This is a genomic window from Mycobacterium lehmannii (genome assembly GCF_002245535.1).
Classification (GTDB): Bacteria; Actinomycetota; Actinomycetes; order Mycobacteriales; family Mycobacteriaceae; genus Mycobacterium; species Mycobacterium lehmannii.
Genome location: NZ_NKCN01000004.1, coordinates 60,256 through 78,936, shown reverse-complemented (window position 1 = coordinate 78,936; position 18,681 = coordinate 60,256). Strand labels below are relative to the sequence as shown.

At 68.0% G+C, this 18,681-nt stretch carries 19 protein-coding genes; 14 read left to right on the top strand and 5 right to left on the bottom strand.

All coding sequences use genetic code 11. The features are described 5' to 3' along the window. Positions 1-23: 23 nt before the first annotated feature. Genes CEX87_RS06760 through CEX87_RS27955 form a run of 4 tightly spaced genes read left to right on the top strand, consistent with a single transcriptional unit; the run spans position 24 to position 4,512 of the window. Complete coding sequence (locus CEX87_RS06760) at positions 24-509, top strand: FxsA family protein (protein ID WP_064393907.1); 486 nt, start codon at positions 24-26, stop codon at positions 507-509. A gap of 13 nt (positions 510-522) precedes the next feature. Next, complete coding sequence (locus tag CEX87_RS06755; protein WP_068199952.1) at positions 523-2,109, top strand: amidohydrolase; 1,587 nt, start codon at positions 523-525, stop codon at positions 2,107-2,109. Beyond that, complete coding sequence (lnt, locus tag CEX87_RS06750; RefSeq protein ID WP_068199950.1) at positions 2,102-3,739, top strand: apolipoprotein N-acyltransferase; 1,638 nt, start codon at positions 2,102-2,104, stop codon at positions 3,737-3,739. Before CEX87_RS06755 ends, lnt begins: the two co-directional genes overlap by 8 nt. Next, on the top strand, positions 3,736-4,512 hold the full coding sequence (locus CEX87_RS27955; protein WP_064425597.1) for a polyprenol monophosphomannose synthase: 777 nt from the start codon (positions 3,736-3,738) through the stop codon (positions 4,510-4,512). Before lnt ends, CEX87_RS27955 begins: the two co-directional genes overlap by 4 nt. A 124-nt stretch (positions 4,513-4,636) precedes the next feature. Here the strand turns inward: CEX87_RS27955 and CEX87_RS06740 are convergent, their stop codons facing one another. Next, positions 4,637-4,972: an RNA polymerase-binding protein RbpA gene (locus tag CEX87_RS06740; RefSeq protein WP_064350208.1), complete on the bottom strand. Its 336-nt coding sequence runs from the start codon at positions 4,970-4,972 to the stop codon at positions 4,637-4,639. A gap of 125 nt (positions 4,973-5,097) precedes the next feature. Between CEX87_RS06740 and CEX87_RS06735 the strand changes: the two genes are divergently transcribed. The 6 genes from CEX87_RS06735 (at position 5,098) to CEX87_RS06710 (ending at position 10,022) form a co-directional block, all read left to right on the top strand. Then, a complete protein-coding gene (locus CEX87_RS06735; protein WP_066808658.1) occupies positions 5,098-5,439 on the top strand; it encodes a hypothetical protein in 342 nt (113 codons plus the stop codon). 98 nt (positions 5,440-5,537) lie between these two features. Continuing rightward, positions 5,538-6,224 carry a hypothetical protein gene (locus CEX87_RS06730; protein WP_068199947.1) on the top strand — a complete coding sequence of 229 codons (687 nt, stop codon included), beginning with the start codon at positions 5,538-5,540 and terminating at the stop codon, positions 6,222-6,224. Between the two features lie 213 nt (positions 6,225-6,437). After that, on the top strand, positions 6,438-7,160 hold the full coding sequence (locus tag CEX87_RS06725) for an ABC transporter permease (RefSeq protein ID WP_231984692.1): 723 nt from the start codon (positions 6,438-6,440) through the stop codon (positions 7,158-7,160). Next, positions 7,157-7,879 carry an ABC transporter ATP-binding protein gene (locus tag CEX87_RS06720; RefSeq protein WP_064393901.1) on the top strand — a complete coding sequence of 241 codons (723 nt, stop codon included), beginning with the start codon at positions 7,157-7,159 and terminating at the stop codon, positions 7,877-7,879. The genes CEX87_RS06725 and CEX87_RS06720 overlap by 4 nt, the downstream gene beginning before the upstream one ends. A gap of 27 nt (positions 7,880-7,906) precedes the next feature. Beyond that, a complete protein-coding gene (locus tag CEX87_RS06715; RefSeq protein ID WP_068199941.1) occupies positions 7,907-8,920 on the top strand; it encodes an ABC transporter substrate-binding protein in 1,014 nt (337 codons plus the stop codon). Between the two features lie 7 nt (positions 8,921-8,927). Continuing rightward, positions 8,928-10,022 (top strand): LLM class flavin-dependent oxidoreductase, encoded by a 1,095-nt coding sequence (locus tag CEX87_RS06710; RefSeq protein WP_068199940.1) that lies wholly within the window; start codon positions 8,928-8,930, stop codon positions 10,020-10,022. A gap of 9 nt (positions 10,023-10,031) precedes the next feature. On the opposite strand, the gene CEX87_RS06705 is transcribed toward CEX87_RS06710, so the two are convergent. After that, the gene (locus tag CEX87_RS06705) at positions 10,032-10,706 is read right to left on the bottom strand and encodes a hypothetical protein (protein ID WP_064393898.1); all 675 of its coding nucleotides are present in this window, start codon (positions 10,704-10,706) and stop codon (positions 10,032-10,034) included. An 86-nt stretch (positions 10,707-10,792) separates the two neighbouring features. Here CEX87_RS06705 and CEX87_RS06700 point away from each other — a divergent pair, with 86 nt between their 5' ends. Continuing rightward, entirely contained in the window at positions 10,793-12,301 is a 1,509-nt protein-coding gene (locus tag CEX87_RS06700; protein WP_068199939.1) for a carboxylesterase/lipase family protein, read from the top strand. Between the two features lie 40 nt (positions 12,302-12,341). Beyond that, a complete protein-coding gene (locus tag CEX87_RS06695; protein ID WP_068199938.1) occupies positions 12,342-14,297 on the top strand; it encodes a DUF7064 domain-containing protein in 1,956 nt (651 codons plus the stop codon). Between the two features lie 94 nt (positions 14,298-14,391). On the opposite strand, the gene CEX87_RS06690 is transcribed toward CEX87_RS06695, so the two are convergent. From CEX87_RS06690 to CEX87_RS06680, 3 genes are all read right to left on the bottom strand, one after another. Further along, on the bottom strand, positions 14,392-14,718 hold the full coding sequence (locus CEX87_RS06690) for a YnfA family protein (protein ID WP_064393895.1): 327 nt from the start codon (positions 14,716-14,718) through the stop codon (positions 14,392-14,394). 89 nt (positions 14,719-14,807) lie between these two features. Continuing rightward, positions 14,808-15,692 (bottom strand): SCO6745 family protein, encoded by an 885-nt coding sequence (locus CEX87_RS06685; protein WP_064393894.1) that lies wholly within the window; start codon positions 15,690-15,692, stop codon positions 14,808-14,810. A gap of 46 nt (positions 15,693-15,738) precedes the next feature. Beyond that, the gene (locus CEX87_RS06680; RefSeq protein WP_068199931.1) at positions 15,739-16,461 is read right to left on the bottom strand and encodes a FadR/GntR family transcriptional regulator; all 723 of its coding nucleotides are present in this window, start codon (positions 16,459-16,461) and stop codon (positions 15,739-15,741) included. 124 nt (positions 16,462-16,585) lie between these two features. Between CEX87_RS06680 and CEX87_RS06675 the strand changes: the two genes are divergently transcribed. Both CEX87_RS06675 and CEX87_RS06670 read left to right on the top strand, forming a co-directional pair. Then, complete coding sequence (locus CEX87_RS06675; protein ID WP_068199929.1) at positions 16,586-17,089, top strand: gluconokinase; 504 nt, start codon at positions 16,586-16,588, stop codon at positions 17,087-17,089. A 103-nt stretch (positions 17,090-17,192) separates the two neighbouring features. After that, complete coding sequence (locus tag CEX87_RS06670) at positions 17,193-18,638, top strand: GntP family permease (protein ID WP_094286522.1); 1,446 nt, start codon at positions 17,193-17,195, stop codon at positions 18,636-18,638. Positions 18,639-18,681: the final 43 nt, after the last annotated feature.

The window sequence follows — 18,681 nt, the reverse complement described above, 5'->3', positions numbered from 1 at the left end:
GGCCGTCCGGACGTTTACCACGTATGGCGATGCGGCTGTTTGTCCTCTATGTGGTCATCGAAACCGCGGTCGTGGTGGCTCTGGTGTCGACGATCGGCATCGGCTGGACGCTACTGCTGCTGCTCACGACGTTCGTGCTGGGTTTCGCGCTGGCCGGATCGCAGATCAGGCGTCACGTCGGCAGGTTGCGCGCGGGCCTGACCCCGGCGACCCTGCACGGCACCGCCGCCGACAGCGTCCTGGTCGCGCTCGGCACGGTGCTCGTCGCGATCCCCGGGCTGGCCAGTTCGGTGGCGGGGGCGCTGCTCCTGCTGCCACCGACGCGGGCCGCGGGACGCCCGCTGCTGACCGCGCTCGCCGCCCGCCGGGCGCCGCTGATCACCGCGGGAATGGCCGGGTGGGGAGCGGCTACCAAGCGGAACGACTACATCGACGGTGAGGTCGTCGACGTGGTCGACGTCGAACCGCCCGCCGTGGAGCGCCCGCGTCCGCCCGCCGACGGGCTGTGAGAACCTCCCCTAGGTGACGACCCTTCTGCTCAACGGGCGGGTGCACAGCCCCGCCATGCCCGACGCCACGGCGCTGGCCGTGCGCGACGGTGTGATCGCATGGTTGGGCAGCGACGACGTCGGCCGTAGCCAGTTTCCCGACGCGCGGGTCATCGACCTCGACGGTGCCTTCGTCGCACCCGCCTTCGTCGACTGTCACATCCATCTCACCGCCACCGGGCTCACGTTCTCCGGGCTCGACCTGCGCCCCGCCGCCTCACTACAGCACTGCCTGCAATTGCTCGCAGACCACGCCCGCCGCCACCCCGAGGGCCCGATCTGGGCCCACGGCTGGGATGAATCGGCCTGGCCGCAGCACACCCCGCCCAGCGTCGACGACATCGACGCCGTCGTGGGGGACCGGCCGGTCTACCTCGCCAGGGTCGACGTGCACTCGGCCGCGGCCTCCACTGCGCTGCGCGCGCGGTGCCCGGGCCTGGCCAATGCGACCGGATACGACCCGCAGCGGCCGCTGACCAGCGACGCTCACCACCTGGTCCGCGCCGCCGCCCGGGCGGGTCTGACCGCCCGACAGCGTGCCGACGCGCGCACCGCCGCGCTCGACGCAGTGGCAGCGCACGGCATCGTCGCGGTGCACGAATGCGCGGGCCCCGACATCGGCGGCCTCGACGACTGGGACGAGATCCGCGTCCTCGACCACGGCGTCGAGGTCGTCGGCTACTGGGGCGAAGCGGTCGCCACGGCCGACGAGGCACGCGCACTGATCGACCGCACCGGCGCCCGCGGCCTGGCGGGTGACCTCTTCGTCGACGGGGCACTGGGCTCGCGCACCGCGTGGCTGCAGCAGCCCTACGCCGACGCGCCCGGCTGTGTCGGGAACACCTACCTCGACCCCGGCGCCATCGCGGCCCACCTGCAGGCGTGCACGGAGGCGGGCATCGCGGCCGGCTTCCACGTGATCGGCGACGCCGCCGTCACCGCGGTCGTCGACGCGTTCGAGTCCGTCGTCGCGTCCTCGGGCGCCCCCGCGGTCGCCCGGTGCGGGCACCGACTCGAACATCTGGAGATGGTCACCTCAGAACAGGCGCGCAAGCTCGGCGCCTGGGGCGTGCTCGCCAGCATGCAACCGAATTTCGATGCGCTCTGGGGCGGCGACACCGGCATGTACGCCCAGCGTCTCGGGGCGCAGCGAGCCAGATCGCTGAACCCGTTCGCGCTGTTAGCATCCCAAGGCGTGCCCCTCGCGTTCGGCTCGGACAGCCCGGTTACCGGGATCGACCCCTGGGCGACGCTGCGCGCGGCGGCGCGACACCATACGCCGGGCAGTGCACTCTCGGCGCGCGCGGCGTTCGCAGCACTCACCCGAGGTGCGTGGCGCGCCGCAGGTGTGCGAGACGGGTTGGCGGGCACCCTCGTTCCCGGTGCACCGGCGTCGTACGCGATCTGGGAGGCCGACGAATTCGAGGTGAGCGCGCCTGCCGACGCGGTGCAACGGTGGTCCACCGACCGGCGGTCGCGGGTACCGCCGCTGCCGCGACTCGGCGCCCCGTCACCTCGCTGTCGGCAGACGGTCCATCGAGGTGTCGTCATATATGGCTGAAACTCTCTCGAGGACAAGGCGATTCGGCCAGGGCCTGGTGGACCGGCTGCCGCAGCTGGGCGTGGCGATCGTCGCCGGGGTACTTCTGTGTCTGAGCTTTCCGCCCTTTGGATGGTGGTATCTGGGCTTCCTCGCGTTCGCACTGCTGGCGTGGGTGCTGACACGCGAGACCACCACGGTGCTCGGCGGATTCGGCTACGGGTTCCTGTTCGGGGCCGCGTTCTACCTGCCGCTGCTGCCGTGGGTCGGGGCGTTCGTCGGCCCCTTCCCGTGGATCGGACTGTCGCTCGCCGAGGCGGTGTTCCCTGCGCTGTTCGGCGCGGCCGCGGTGGTGGTTCGCCGGCTGCCGGGCTGGCCGTTGTGGTTCGCCGGGTTGTGGGCCGCGCAGGAGTGGCTCAAGTCGACGGTGCCGTTCGGCGGATTCCCCTGGGGCGTCGTCGCGTACGGCCAGACGGAGAGCCCGCTGCGCTCGATCGCCCAACTCGGAGGGGCGCCGCTGCTGTCTTTCGCGGTGGTGCTCGTCGGGTTCAGCTTGGCGGCAATGGTATTCGAGGTGATCCAGTGGTGGCGTCGCGACGACGCGCAGACCACACCACCGGCCGTGGTGGTGCCCGGCCTGTGTATCAGCGCCGTGCTGCTGGCCACCGCGCTGACGTGGCCGCACGTACGCCAGTCCGGCCTCGGCGCCGGTGACGAGCACTCGGTCACCGTCGCCGTCGTCCAAGGCAATGTGCCCCGGCTCGGATTGGATTTCAACGCCCAGCGTCGCGCCGTGCTCGACAACCACGTCCGCGAGACGTTGCGGCTGGCCGAGGACGTGAGGGCGGGCCGCGCGCCGCGGCCGATGTTCGTCGTCTGGCCCGAAAACTCCTCCGACATCGATCCACTGGCCAATCCCGACGCTCACGAGCTGATCTCGTCGGCCGCCGCGGCCATCGACGCACCGATCCTCGTCGGCGCGGTGGTCGAGGCTCCCGGCGCCACGGCCGAGGAGCCGACCACGACGAACTCGGTGATCGTGTGGAACCCGGAGAGCGGACCCGGCGAGCGCCACGACAAGCAGATCGTGCAGCCGTTCGGCGAGTACCTGCCGTGGCGCGGGTTCTTCCGCAACTTCTCCGAGTACGCCGACCGCGCCGGCTACTTCGTACCCGGTGACGGAACGGGCGTCGTGCACCCGGCCGGCGTGCCGGTCGGGGTGGCCACCTGCTGGGAGGTGATCTTCGACCGTGCGCCGCGCGAGTCGGTGCGCAATGGCGCGCAACTGCTGGTCGTGCCCTCCAACAACGCGACGTTCACCGAGTCGATGAGCGAACAGCAACTCGCTTTCGCCCGGCTGCGTGCTGTCGAACACGACCGCTACGTCGTCGTGGCGGGGACGACGGGGATCAGCGCGATCATCTCGCCGGACGGCCGTGAGCTGGCTCGCACCGCGTTCTACGAACCGGCCTACCTCGACTCCGCCGTACGGCTGAAATCCCAGCTCACGGCCGCGACACGGTTCGGACCGCTGGTGGAGGGGCTGCTTATCGCCCTCGGCGTAGGCAGCCTGATCGTCGCGATGCTGCACAATGAAGGCTTTGTGCGTCGCCGCGTCGGCGGCCGCACCACAGACAGAGGAGCCACATGACGACGGGCCGGGACCCGGGGGAGCGACCCAGCCAGCGCACGCTGGTCATCATCCCCACGTACAACGAGCGGGAGAACCTTCCGCTGATCGTCGAGCGCGTCCAGAAGGCGCAGCCCGACGTCCACATCCTGATCGTCGACGACGGCAGCCCCGACGGCACCGGCAGGCTCGCCGACGAACTCGCCCTCGCGGACGCCGACCGCATCCACGTCATGCACCGCAATGCCAAGGGGGGCCTGGGCGCGGCGTACCTGGCCGGGTTCGCCTGGGGGCTGAGCCGCGAGTACTCGGTGCTGGTCGAGATGGACGCCGACGGCAGTCACCCGCCCGAGCAGCTGTACCGGTTGCTCGACGCCATCGACGGAGGCGCCGACCTGGTCATCGGCTCGCGCTACGTGCCCGGAGGGGAGGTCCGCAACTGGCCCCGGCGGCGCCTGCTGCTGTCGCGTACCGCCAACGGTTACTCGCGCATCCTGCTCGGCGTCGACATCCACGACATCACCGCCGGCTACCGCGCCTACCGCCGCGAAGCGCTGGAGAAGATCGACCTGAGCGCGGTCGACTCGAAGGGTTACTGCTTCCAGATCGACCTGACCTGGCGCACGATCAACAACGGGTTCGTCGTCGTGGAGGTGCCGATCACCTTCACCGAACGCGAGTTCGGTCAGTCCAAGATGAGTGGATCCAACATCCGCGAGGCCCTGTTCAAGGTCGCGGAGTGGGGTCTGCGCGGCCGCATCGATCGCGGCCGTGGCGCCCGAGTCACGCGCTAACCCTCACCACCCGCGCTACCCCTCACATTCCGCGAGCGACCGCTCACATTCCGCGAGCGACCGCGTTTGCACCGCGACACGCCGTGCTTTCGTGGCACGGAGCGGTCGCTCGTCGAGGGCAGGGTCAGCCGCGGCGGCGGGCCTTGATGATGTCGAGGCGCTCCTTGAGCAGCTCTTCGAGCTCTTCGATCGACCGGCGCTCGAGCAGCATGTCCCAGTGCGTGCGCGGCGGCTTGGTCTTCTTCGGCTCGGGGGCGTCACCCTCGATCAGGGTGCCTTCCATGCCGTTGCGGCACAGCCAGGTGTGCGGGATCTCGGCGTCGTCGGCGAAGGGAACGTCGAACTCTTCACCGTTGTCGGTGCGGTACCGCGCGACCTGACGCGGCGCCAAGTCGTGGTTGCGGTCGGTCTCGTAGCTCACGGCTCCGAGGCGACTTCCCCTCAAGACGCGATCAGCCATCGTCAAACACTCCTCGATCAGCGCGTAATTGTCCGAATCATCAACGCCGCAGCATGCTGTGAAGTTCCCGACTCGACCCACCATGATACCGGGAAACCGATGACCGTCGGTTTACAGTCTGGCCTGTGACTTCCGGGATCAAAAGGCGCCTCCGCCCTGCGGCCTGCCGCTGGTGCGGTCGTGAGGTCGGCGACGCGGGGCTGGGCAGACGGCGACAGTACTGCAGGCAGTCGTGCCGCCAGCGCGCGTACGAGCAGCGCAGCGTGATCAAGGGCACGTCGCTGGCTCCCGACGCCGTCGTCCTCACCCCGGACGAGGCCGCCGAGCTGTCCGACCGCATCTACCAGGTCAGATGCGCGGCCGAGGACGTCGCCACCGCGGTCGAGGAAGGCGCCGACACCGTCGAACTGCGCCAACTGTGCGACGCGCTGATGACGGCGGCCAAGGCCGCCGACGGCTGGCGCTGACGCGCCCGGGCTTTCCGGTATTTCGCTGCGTCGTTGAACCAGAAGGGGTGCTGACTCGTCGTCTCGATGACCAGTCAGTTCCGCCCGATAGGACCACCATGACCAGGAAGAGATGGACCCGCGTTCTGTTCGTGGGTATCAGCGCGACGCTCGCGTTCGCCACCCTGACCGCATGCTCGGGCGGCTCGTCTTCGGAGTCGACGACCACGGCGCGGGCCCAGCCGTTTCCGCAGTCGGCGCGCTACGTCGCGGACATGAAATCGCCGGACGGCAAGCCGATGACCATCGGTATCTCCGTTGACGGCGGCGAGCTCGCCGCGTACGCCTGCAACGGCAGCGATGACGAAGCCTGGTTCTTCGGCAACCACGCCGACGGCAAGATCGATCTCACGTCGAGGTTCCGCGACACGCTGACCGCGCAGTTCGACGGCGCGGACGTCGAAGGAGACCTGACCATGAACGGGGTCACCTACGAATTCACCGCGGCACCGGTGTCCGGTGAGGCCGGCGTCTATACAGCCGACCTCGACGGCGTACGAGCGGCCTGGGTGGTCCGCGAGGACGGCTCGGCCGTCGGCGTGCAGCTCAACGGGTTCAGCGGCACGCTCGACCAAGCCGATATCCAACAGCTCAACGACGCCCAGTTCCGCGCCGAGGTCCGCAACAAACGCCAGCTGCAGCAGGCCCAGCAGATCACCCGCCTGTCGAACAGGGCGATGAGCTCCAGGATCAACGGCGCGGACGTGACCCCGACCCCCGTCACGGGTGCGTTCCGGTTGAGCTGACAACACGATTCCACGGCCCGTCGGTGTGCCCGATCACGCGGCGGTCTCGTGTATTTCGTTCACCCAGAATCAAAGCCTTCAGGCCCGGCTCTGCCGTCCGTAGCGTCAGACCACGTGACCGCCCCACCCGATCTCACCGCGCCCAACGCGCCGAGCACGGCCGTACCGGCCGCGAATCGCACTCGGCGCCAACACAAGTGGGCGGCTTTTCGGTTGGCGTCGCCGGCGGTCCTGCTGGTGCTGTGGCAGCTTCTCAGCGCGGTCGGCGTGATTTCCCAGGACGTGCTGCCCGCCCCGTCGCTGATCCTCGAGGCGGGCGTGGAGCTGGTCCGTAACGGCCAACTCGCCGACGCGCTGAGCGTTTCGGGAATCCGGGTGGTCGAGGGCCTGGTCCTCGGCGGCGTTCTCGGTGTCGCGGCCGGCACGGCCGTCGGCCTGTCGCGGTGGGTGGAGGCCGGTATTGATCCGCCCATGCAGATGGTCAGGGCGCTGCCCCATCTCGGCCTGATCCCGTTGTTCATCCTGTGGTTCGGCATCGGCGAACTGCCCAAGGTGCTGCTGGTCGCGTTGGGTGTCAGTTTTCCGCTGTACCTGAATACGTTCTCGGCTATCCGCCAGGTCGACCCGAAACTTTTCGAAACCGCTCAGGTGCTGGGCTTTTCATTCTGGCAACGGTTCTGGCGCATCATCGTGCCGAGCGCGGCGCCCCAGGTGCTCGTCGGGTTCCGGCAGTCGTTGGCGATCGCATGGCTGACGTTGATCGTCGCCGAGCAGATCAACGCCGACAGCGGGATCGGCTTCCTGATCAACAACGCGCGCGATTTCCTGCGCATCGACATCATCATCTTCGGCCTGATCGTGTACGCGTTGCTCGGTATCGGTACCGACGCGATCGTCCGCGGTCTCGAACGACGCGCATTGAGGTACCGCTCATGACATTGGCCACCGCACGGGAACTCCGCACCGCGGCCGAGCTGCGGCACGTCGACAAGTGGTACGGCGAGCACCACGTGCTCGTCGACGTGTCGATGAGGATCGGCAGCGGCGAGATCGTCGCGCTGATCGGCCGCAGCGGATCCGGTAAGTCGACCGTGCTGCGGGTGCTCGCCGGCCTGTCGACCGAACACAGCGGGCAGCGTGTCGTGTCTGGCCCGCCCGCACTGGCCTTTCAGGAGCCGCGGCTGTTTCCGTGGCGGGACGTGCGCACGAATGTCGAGTACGGGCTCACTCGCAGCGGGTTGCGCAAGGATCAGGCCCGGTTACGCGCCGAGCGGGCGCTTGCCGACGTCGGGCTCGCCGACCGTGCCGACGCATGGCCGCTGACGCTCTCCGGCGGTCAGGCACAGCGGGTTTCGCTCGCTCGTGCACTGGTGGCCGAACCCGATTTGCTACTGCTCGACGAGCCGTTCGGCGCGTTGGACGCGTTGACGCGGCTGAGCATGCGTGAACTGCTGCTCGACCTCTGGCGCGAGCACGGGTTCGGCGTGCTGTTGGTCACGCACGACGTCGACGAGGCCGTCGCGCTCGCCGATCGCGTGCTCGTGCTCGACGACGGCCGCGTCACCCACACGCTCGATATCGCCGACCCACGCACCTCGATCGGCGCGGAGAACCACCGTGCCGAACTGCTCGCCCAGCTCGGCGTACACAGCTGAAACCGTAAGCAACCGAAGGGATTCGTCATGTCCAGGGTCATCGCCGTACTCGCGCTCATCGGCCTGTTGGTGAGCGGATGCGTGTCACGGCAGGACAGCCCGAGCGCACAGGAGGCACCGGCCACCGTGGCGTTGTCCGACCTCGCCGGACTCACGCTCAACGTGGGCGACCAGAAGGGCGGCACCGAGGCGCTGCTGCGCGCATCGGGCGGCCTTGACGGCCTGCCGTACAAGATCAGCTTCTCCACGTTCACATCCGGTCCGCCCCAGATCGAGGCCGCCACCGCCGGAAAGATCGATTTCGCGATCACCGGCAACACACCGCCGATCTTCGGTGCCGCTTCCAACGCGAAGGTCAAGGTGGTGTCGGCATACGACGGCGGCGGATACGGGGATCAGATCCTGGTGCACGCCGACGCATCCATCCAACGCGTGGCGGATCTGCGGGCCAAGAGCATCGCGGTTGCCAAAGGCAGTTCGGCACATGGTCATACGCTGGTTCAACTCGACCGCGCCGGATTGAGCGTGGCCGACGTGAAACTGGTGTTCCTGCAACCCGCCGACGCGCTGTCGGCGTTCACCCAGCGTCGCGTCGACGTGTGGGCCGTATGGGATCCCTACACCGCGCAGGCCGAGACCGATCTCGCGGTGCGCAGCATCGCCACCGCGACCGGTGTCACCAACGGCGCAGGCTTCGGTGTTGCTTCCGACGCCGCACTGGCCGACCCGAAACGCAATACCGCACTGAGTGATCTGCTGCAGCGCTACGCCAACGCCGTCCGGTGGGCCGACGACAACCGCGAGCGGTGGGCGAAACGCTACGGCGAGGAAGTCGGTCTCGATCCCGCGGTCGCCGCACTCGCCCAGGGGCGCAGCCTGCGGTTGCCCACCGACCTGTCCGAAGAACTGATCGCGTCCGAGCAGGAGATGGCCGACCTGTTCGCCGAGTGCGAACAGATCGCGGCGGCACCGGATTTCGCGCGCTGGGTCGACCGCCGCTATACCGACGTGCTCAAACCTCTCTACCTCACTCGCGATTAGGAGCGACATGTCCACGGGAAGGTTCTTCTGGTTCCTGCCCACGAGCGGTGACGGCCGCTCCATCGTCGGTTCCTCGCACGCGTCGTCACAGCAGACCGTGCCCGCCAATTACCGTCCGCCGACGCGGCGCTACCTCGCCGAGGTGGCCCGCGCCGCCGACCGCCTGGGCTACGAAGGGGTGCTCACCCCGACCGGAACCTGGTGTGAGGACGCGTGGTTGAGCGCATCCGCCCTGTTGGCGGAGACCGAGCGGCTGAAGTTCCTCGTCGCGTTCCGGCCGGGGCTGACGCCGCCCACACTCGCCGCGCAGCAGGCCGCGACGCTGCAGCGGTTCTCCGAGGGGCGTGTGCTGCTCAACATCGTCAGTGGGGGTGACGATGTCGAACAGCGCCGGTTCGGGGATTGGCTCGACCACGACCAGCGCTACGCGCGGACGGGGGAGTTCCTCCACATCGTCGACGCCATCTGGCGTCAGGAATCGCTTGACTTCGAGGGCGATTACTACAAGGTCGCCGACGCCCGGGTGTCGGAGCCGCCGGATCCGCTGCCGCAGATCTACTTCGGCGGATCGTCACCGGCCGCGCTGCCGATCGCCGCGAAGTACGTCGACGTCTACCTAACGTGGGGCGAGCCCCCGCAGGACGCCGCCACGAAGATCGCGCGAGTCCGTGAACTCGCTGAACAACGCGGCCGCACCGTGCGGTTCGGCATCCGGCTGCACACCATCAGCCGCGACACCTCGGCGGCCGCCTGGGCGGTCGCGAACGACATGCTGTCAGGACTGCGCACCGACCAGATCGCCAAAGCCACTGCGCTGCACACTCGGTCGCAATCCGAAGGGCAGCGGCGGATGACCGCACTGCACGGCGGTCGGACCGACCAGCTCGAGATCTACCCGAACCTGTGGGCCGGTGTCGGCTTGGTGCGAGGCGGCGCGGGCACGGCGCTCGTCGGCAGCCATGAGGAGGTCGCCAATCTGATCTGTGAGTATTACTCACTCGGCTTCGACGAGTTCATCCTGTCGGGCTACCCGCACCTGGAAGAGGCCTACTGGTTCGCCGAAGGCGTGTTGCCGCTGCTGAAGCGCAAGGGCGTCGCCTAGCGCGGGTGGTCAGCAGCTGAACTTCTCGCCGGTTTGCGGGGGCGCGGCGACCGACTGCAGGCAGCCGAAGGGTTCGATGCCTGCATCGCTGAACTTGACCGCGGATTGGTAGGCGTGGTTGACACAGAAGAGTCCGACGGTGTCGGTGCGGCAGCGGTAGTCCCCGAACGACAGCACCAGGCCGTACGGAAGCTCGGGCCCCTCGCCGGCGGTGAACCGGCCGGGGTCTCCGTGCACGGAGCCGACGGTCACGCTGTTGCCGTCGTAGTCGACCCAGCCGCCCTTCCACTCGCCGTAGGCGTCATCCGGCCGCGGCGGCGGGTCGACCAGGTCCACCAGGCAGGCCAACGCACCGTCGGCGTACTGGCTGTCGGTCATACAGCTGGTCTTGCCCGACGGCGTGGTGAACGCGACGTCCTCCCCGAGGTCGGTCGTCTGGCCCTCACGCGTGGCCACGTGGTACTGGCCGGCGTCAGCGGGTTCACCGGCTTCGACCCAGGCGACCACGTCGCCGATCGGCGCGCCGGGGGCCGGTGGAGCGGTCGGCTTCGGTTTGGTCGTGGTCGTGGTGGGCGAACTCGCCGACGGCGCCGGCGGGATCGGTTCGATCCGTTCAGCCTGTCCGCCCGTCGTCGTCGAACACCCCGCTACCAGCACAGACGCGATCAGCACAGCCATTCGCATACCGGCCAGGCTAGCGGGCCGACACGCAATCCCTGGCCAGGCGCGGCGGGAGGCCCTGCTTGAAAGGTCATTGCTAACGTCGGGTGATGCACGAACACACCGTCCGCGCGACCATCGCCTCCGGCACCATCGAGGGGTTCACCCGCGACGGTGTGCACCGTTGGCGTGGCATCCCCTACGCGCGCCCGCCGGTGGGTCCGCTGCGCCTGCGCGCGCCCCAGCCGGTGCAGCCGTGGCGCGGCGTGCGCTATTGCCACGGATACGGCAACTGCGCCCCGCAGCAACGCATGTACACGATGCTGGCGCCGGGCAAGTACCAACCGATGAGCGAAGACTGCCTGACCCTGAACGTGGTGAGCCCGAAGAAGCAGTCGGACTCCGCGCTGCCGGTCATGGTCTTCATCCACGGCGGCGGCTACTTCATGGGGACGTCGGCCACGCCGATCTATGACGGTGCGGCGCTGGCCCGCAAGGGATGTGTGTACGTATCGGTCAACTACCGCCTGGGCGCGCTGGGGTGTCTGGACCTCTCGTCGCTGTCGAACCAGGACATCACGATCGACGACAACCTGTATCTGCGCGACCTGGTGATGGCCCTGCGCTGGGTACGCGAGAACATCGCGGTGTTCGGCGGCGATCCCGACAATGTGACGATCTTCGGTGAGAGCGCCGGAGCGCACGCCGTGGCCACGCTGCTCGCAGTGCCCGCGGCGAAAGGCCTTTTCGCCAAGGCGATCTCGGAGAGCCCGGCGGCAGGCATGGTGCGCACCCCGGAGGTGGCCGCACAGTACGCGACGCGGTTCGCCGCGATGCTGGGCGCGGGGGAGGACGACGGCGCCGACGCGGTGATGGCGGCGCGGCCGGCCGAACTGGTGGACGCGTTCGAAGAGCTGATCAAACAAGGCCAGCGCGAGATGCTCGGCGCCTTCGCGGCCGGTCCCACGAGCGGAACCGGTTACCTGCCAGAGGATCCGGTGGAGGCGATGCGCAGCGGTAAGGGACACCGGCTTCCGCTCATCGTCGGAACCAATGCCGAAGAGGCCAACCTCTTCGGTCGCTTCCTCAAGCTGCTGCCCATGTCCGAGCCGATGATCGAGCGGCTGCTCGCCGAGGCCGAACCCGAAGAGCGCGAACGCATCACCGCCGCGTACCCCGGCTATCCGAACCAGAAGGCATGCGTCCAATTCGGCAGCGATTTCGCCTTCGGTTCGGCCGCCTGGCAGATCGCCGAGGCTCACAGCCGCCATGCGCCGACCTACCTCTACCGCTACGATTACGCTCCGCGGCCGCTGCGCTGGTCGGGACTCGGCGCCACGCACGCCACCGAACTGTTGGCGGTGTTTGACGTCTACCGCACCGGGTTCGGTCGTCTGCTGACCGCCGTCGGTGACCGCCGAACAGCCTTGCGAGTCAGCGACGACGTCCAACGCCGCTGGCACGAGTTCGCCCGCACCGGCGTTCCCGGCCCCGACTGGCCCACCTACACCGGCGCGGACCGCGCCGTGCAAGTGTTCGATCAGCGCTCGCGCATCGAGTTCGACCCGCACGCCGCCCGCAGGGAGGCATGGGCGAACTTCTCGCTAGTCTCGCGTTAACGGCGGCCCCTAGCCGCCAGTGTTCACACAGAGGAGAAAAGTGCCCACCATCGATGTCGTCGAGCGCCCCGCGGAACTGAACGCCGAGTGGCTGACGTCGGCGATCGGTTCACCTGTTGCGGACTTTTCCTACGAGCGCATCGGGACCGGCCAGATGAGCGAGTGTTACCGCGTCGCGTTGACGTATGCGGGTGAGGACACCGGCCCCGCGACCGTGGTGCTCAAGGTGGCCGCGACCGACTCGGTCAGCAGGCAGACCGGTTTGGCGCTGGGCCTGTATGAACGCGAGGTGCGGTTCTACACCGACATCGCGCCGCGGATCGGGGGACCGGTGGCGCCGTGCTTCTCTTCGGCGTTCAACGCCGAAACCGGCGCCTTCCATCTGCTGCTCGGCGACGCGGGACCCGCGACCGTCGGCGACGAGATCCGCGGCGCCTCAGCTGAGCAGGCCATGCTGGCGCTGTCCGAGCTCGGCCGGTTGCACGGACCGCTGCTCTGCGATCCCGCCGTCGCGAGCGCCGAGTGGCTCAACCGAGAGGCGCCGGTCAACCAGGCGCTGATCGCCGGCTTGTACGCGGGCTTCGCCGAGCGGTACGCCGACCAGATCGCGCCCGCGCACCGCGACGTGTGCGAGCGACTGATCGCGAGCTTCGACGAGTATCTGGCCGCCGAATCCGCGCCCGATCGGGTCATGGGGCTCGTGCACGGCGACTACCGCCTCGACAACATGCTGTTCGGGCAGCCGGGCGCGGATCGTCCTTTGACGGTGGTGGATTGGCAGACGGTCACGTGGGGACCGGCGATGACGGACGTCGCGTACTTCATGGGCTGTGCGCTTCCTGTCGAGGTGCGCCGCGAGCACTACGACGCGCTGCTTTCCGCATACCACTCCGCGCTCGGTCCGAATCCTCCGATCACCCTCCACGACGTGCGCGACGGGGTGCGTAGGCAGACTTTCTTCGGCGTGATGATGGCGATCATTTCGTCGATGCTCGTCGAGCGGACCGAGCGCGGCGACTCGATGTTCATGACGATGCTGGCTCGCCATTGCGAGCATGTGCTCGACGTCGACGCGCTGAGTGCGCTGCCAGAACCGACTGCGCCAGAACCGCTTGCGCCCACCGCCGAGGATGATGGCGAACACCCGCCCGGTGACGAGCCGCTGTGGAATGAGAGCTGGTACTTCGACTTCGTCGACCCGCAGCAGGAGATCGGCGGGTGGGTGCGTCTCGGGCTGTACCCGAACATCGAGACGTCCTGGATCAACGGCCTGGTGTGTGGTCCGGACATCCCGACCTACGCGCTGCTCGACTTCGAGGGCACCGATGCGATCGAACTGACGCTGACCCCGACCGAACCGCTCAAGACCTTCCGCGTCACGATGCGTGGCCGCGGCCAGGCGTACGACGATCCGGCCGCACTGTTACGCAACGAATCCGGCCGCCCGGTCGACGTGTCGATGGAACTCGAGTGGACCACCACCGGCACTCCGTATCTGTACCGGGTGACACCGCGATACGAGATTCCGTGCTCGGTGTCGGGCACGGTGTCCGTCGACGGTCGCGAGTTCACGTTCACTGACGTGCCGGGCCAGCGCGACCACTCCTGGGGTGTGCGTGACTGGTGGGCGATGGACTGGGTGTGGAGCGCACTGCACCTCGACGACGGCACCCACCTGCACGGTGTCGACATCCGTATCCCCGGCGCCCCGCCGCTCGGAATCGGTTATGTGCAACCACCCGGCGAACCGCTCATCGAACTGCAGACCGTTTCGGCGCGAGAGACGTTCGCCGACAACGCGTTACCGGTGGAGACGACGCTGACCCTCGCGCCCGGCGACGTCACAGTCACAGCAAAGGTGCGCGCCCATGCTCCCGTGCTGCTGACCTCCCCCGACGGCCGGATCAGCCACTTCCCGCGCGCATGGGCGACGATCACGACCGCCGACGGCCGCAAGGGCGTTGGCTGGCTGGAGTGGAACCGCAACCAGCCGTAGCAACTCGCCTCTGTTGTGCGAGCGTGCGGGTCTGCACACGACACGCCGCGAAAATTCAGCGTGTCGTGCACGCTCGCACCGCAGCGAGCGTGCGCTACCGCGGGGCGTACATGATCAGGCCGACCCCGGCCAGACAGATCAGCGCACCCGTGACATCCCACCGGTCGGGACGGAAACCGTCGGCGACCATGCCCCACGCGAGTGAACCGGCGATGAAGACCCCGCCGTACGCCGCCAGAACCCGACCGAAATGGGCGTCGGGCTGAAACGCTGCGACGAAGCCGTAAGCGCCGAGCGCCATCACCCCCGCCCCGATCCACCACCAACCGCGATGCTCACGCACGCCCTGCCACACCAGCCACGCGCCGCCGATCTCCAGCAGCGCGGCGAGGACGAACAGCATCACCGATTTGAGCACCATCACGACACTCAGCGTGCCGTGAGCGTGCGCAAAATGCTGACGCACCGCGGCGTGTCGTGTGCAGACTCGCACGCTCGCGGCACAAGCGGCTAGGGGAGGTGGGCGCTGTCGTCGTCGAGGTCGTCGCGGTTCAGGCCCATCGGCGTCGCGGCGGGGAGGTCACCGCCTGCGACGACCTTGCGGGTGATCGGGGTCAGCGTGCGGAACAACATCTCGATCTCGTCGTCACTCAATGCGTCGAGCACCGGCAACGCCAACCGGTCGGTGCCGTCCTCGATCTGCTGCTTGAGATCGCGGCCGGCGTCGGTGAGCTCGTCACCGTCGATCAGCCCCCGCTCGGCGAGCCGGTCCCGGTACAGGGCCCACTGTTCGTCGTCGTAGTCACGGCTGCGCATGATCATCTCCTTGGGCACGCGCCCTGCAACGGCGTGCAGGATGTTGCTCTCGCGACCGGAGATCCCGTGACTGATGAGCAACGCGATGTGACCATCGCCGCGTTGTTCGCGCAGCAACGTGGCGGCGTGCCAGAGCTTGGCCAGCGGTTCGTCCGGCCACGGCAGGGCCGCGTTGGCGGCGAACAGGCATCGACCGTCGAGCGCGGCGTTGCGGGCGGCCTTGGCCAGCAAGTCGGCCGCTGTCGCCGCGTCGTCACCCTGTCCGACGCCGTAGCGCTCGAGCGCCTCCACCGCGGACTCCTGTCGCACGCGCAGCGCGTCGGCCGGGGCAGCGACTTCCCATGCCGCCGGAAGGGCCTTGGCCACCCGTTGCGGCGCGAAGTTGTAGAACGCCGCGGTCACCACCTCGGGCGCCACCACGCCCAGCGGTGCCGATCTGGCCGCGAAGTAGCCCATCCAGAATCCCTTGTAGCCAAGGCCGTCGAGGGCGGCACGAGCTTCCGGGGCGAAGTAGGTGACGGCGTGCACGGGTTCGAGTCGATCGAAGAATCGGCGCGCCAACGATGGTTGCCTGTCCACGTCGGCAGTTAACCACTGACCTCGATCCCGGCTGGCCGCGGCCCGATCAAGACGGGTCAATGCCCCGAGTCGTCCCGGCCACCGCCGAACTGGTCTCGTCGATGATCGCCCGCATGGCGTGTTCGGCTGCCGCCTCGTCGCGCATCCTGATCGCGCGCGCCACCTCGTCGTGCAGGTTGATCGCGGCCGGGTTCGGTGTCGAGGGCATCATCCCGTGGTGCGTCCGCCCGGCGAGCACCTCGGCGACCACGCCGTCGAGCGCGCGGAACATCTCGTTGCCGCTGGCTTCCAACATGGTCCGGTGGAACAGTTTGTCGGCCTCCAGATAAGCCTCGAGGTCACCCGCGCGGCCGTGTACGACCATGTCCGAAACGGCCGCCGCCATGATGCGGCACTGGTCCGGGTCGGCTCGACGCGCTGCGAGCGCCGCCGCCGCCGGCTCGAAACCGCGGCGTAGCTCGGAAAGCGAGAGGAGTTGGGCGGCGCGGTCGCCAGCATCCAGGCGCCAGCGAATCAGCCTGGGGTCGAAGACGTTCCACTTCTCTGCGGGCTGAACCGTGATGCCCACCCGTCGTCGCGACTCCACCATGCCCATCGATTCGAGCACCCGGATCGCCTCGCGCGCCACGCTGCGCGATACCCCGTGACGCGCGCTGACCCCGTCGAGGGTCAACACCTGCCCGGGGGGATACTCACCGGAGACGATCGCGGTGCCCAGCGCCTTGAGAAGATTGCCATGCAGTGCGCCGACGATTGATTGAGACGCCACGCATACATCTTTTCATAGGATCACCAAACCCACTTAAAGACATATCAATATGTGACGCTATTGCAATCGTATGCCTATTACGGCATGCTGTGTGATGCCAAACACAACTGGGTAGGTGGAGGGAATGACATCTCCGATCGTTGTCATGGGCGTCTCGGGCTCGGGCAAGTCGACGGTGGGTGCCGCGCTTGCGCAGCGTCTGCGCGTACCGTTCGCCGACGCGGACGACTTTCATCCGCCTGCCAATATCGCGAAGATGACGGCCGGTGAGGCGCTCAACGACGACGACCGCTATCCGTGGCTCGAAGCGATCGGGGAGTGGTTGGCCGAACGGTGCGAAACGGGCGGGGTGATGAGCTGCTCTGCGCTCAAGCGCAAGTACCGCGATCAATTGCGGCTTCACTGCCCTGAGATGGCACTGCTGCATCTGGTCGGAACCCCCGAGGTCATCGGCAGGCGGCAGGCCAGCCGTCCCGGTCACTTCATGCCGGCATCGCTGCTGGTTTCGCAATTCGAGACTCTCGAACCGCTGGGATCCGATGAGCACGGTGTTGACATCGACGTCGACCAGAGCATCGATGCCATCATCGACAGCTACGTTTCGACAACGGGTTCGACCGACCGGTAAGCGCGTGACCGACACACCGGATGAGCCAAAGACATTGCCAGTAAAGCACTTTGATTATTCACCGATAAGTGAAATCGCACGGCACTGACAGTTCGGAGGCCTGATGGAAGCAATCGATCCCGCCTACGGAGCGACGACGCTCCTGTTGATTGCGGCGGGCGCGGTGGCGCTGCTGCTGTTTTTGATCATGAAGGTCAAGCTGCACGCCTTCGTATCGCTGGTGCTCGTCAGCGTGCTCACGGCGCTGGCCGCGGGCATCCCGGTGGGCGACGTTCCCGACGCCATCAGCTACGGCTTCTCGAACACCCTTGGCTCGGTGGCCCTGCTCGTCGGCTTCGGCGTCATGCTCGGCCGGCTGCTCGAAGTCACCGGCGGCGCCCAGGTTCTCGCCGATACGCTCATCGCCCGGTTCGGTGAGAAGCGGGCGCCGTTGGCGCTCGGTGTGGCCGCGCTTCTGTTCGGATTCCCGATCTTCTTCGACGCCGGTCTCGTCGTGTTCCTTCCCATCATCATGACCGTCGCCCGTCGGTTCGGAGGGTCGCTGCTGCTCTACGGTCTCCCCGCTGCAGGTGCGTTCGCCGGCATGCACGCCCTAGTACCGCCTCACCCGGGGCCGGTGGCGGCGGCCGAGGCACTCGGCGCGAGCATCGGTGTGACGCTTCTGGTCGGCGCTCCGGTCGCCATACTCTCCTGGTACATCGGCGTGTTGCTGGTCTCGCGGGTGATCGGGCGCCGGGTACACGTCGACGTTCCGACGGCGTTATTCGGCGAGATGAATGGCGGATCAACGACTTCGGACCGCGACGGGGTCGGCGACGCCGCCGACCGAGCCGCCGCAGGAGTGGCCACCGCGGCCCGGACAGCTCCGTCCTTCGCCTCGGTGCTCGGCATTCTGCTCCTACCGTTCGTGTTGATCTCGTTCAACACCGTTCTCGACACCTTGGTGACCGCCGGGACTCTGGAAGAGAACGCCACGTGGGTCCGGTACCTCATGCTGCTCGGCAACACCAGCGTCGCGCTGCTGATCACGGTGATCGTCGCGGCCGTGGTGTTGGGTCTGCGGCGGGGTCGGTCGATGGACGAGGTCAGCGCCCTCTACGACAAGGCGCTCGGGCCCATCTGCTCGGTCATCTTGATCACCGGGGCCGGCGGCATGTTCGGCGGCGTGCTGCGGTTGAGCGGCATCGGCAGCGCGCTGAGTGACTCTCTGTCGGGTCTGGGGATATCGCTGATCGTTCAGGCCTTCATCATCGCGACGCTGCTGCGGGTGGCCCAGGGATCGGCGACGGTTGCGCTGACGACGACGGCCGGGCTGATCAGCGCCGCAGCGGCCGAGGCGAGCCTGAGCAGTCTCCACCTCACCCTGCTGGTCATCGCGATCGCCGCGGGAGCCACCGTCCTCTCACACGTCAACGACTCCGGCTTCTGGCTGGTCAGCCGCTTCTTCGGGATGGACGTGAAGACCACGCTGAAGACGTGGACGGTCATGGAGACCACGCTCGGCCTTACCGCATTCGGCTTCAGCCTCGTTGTGTGGCTGGTGATCTGACCCCCGGACCCAAGTCGGGGTCAACGGCGTCGGCCGGTCCGAC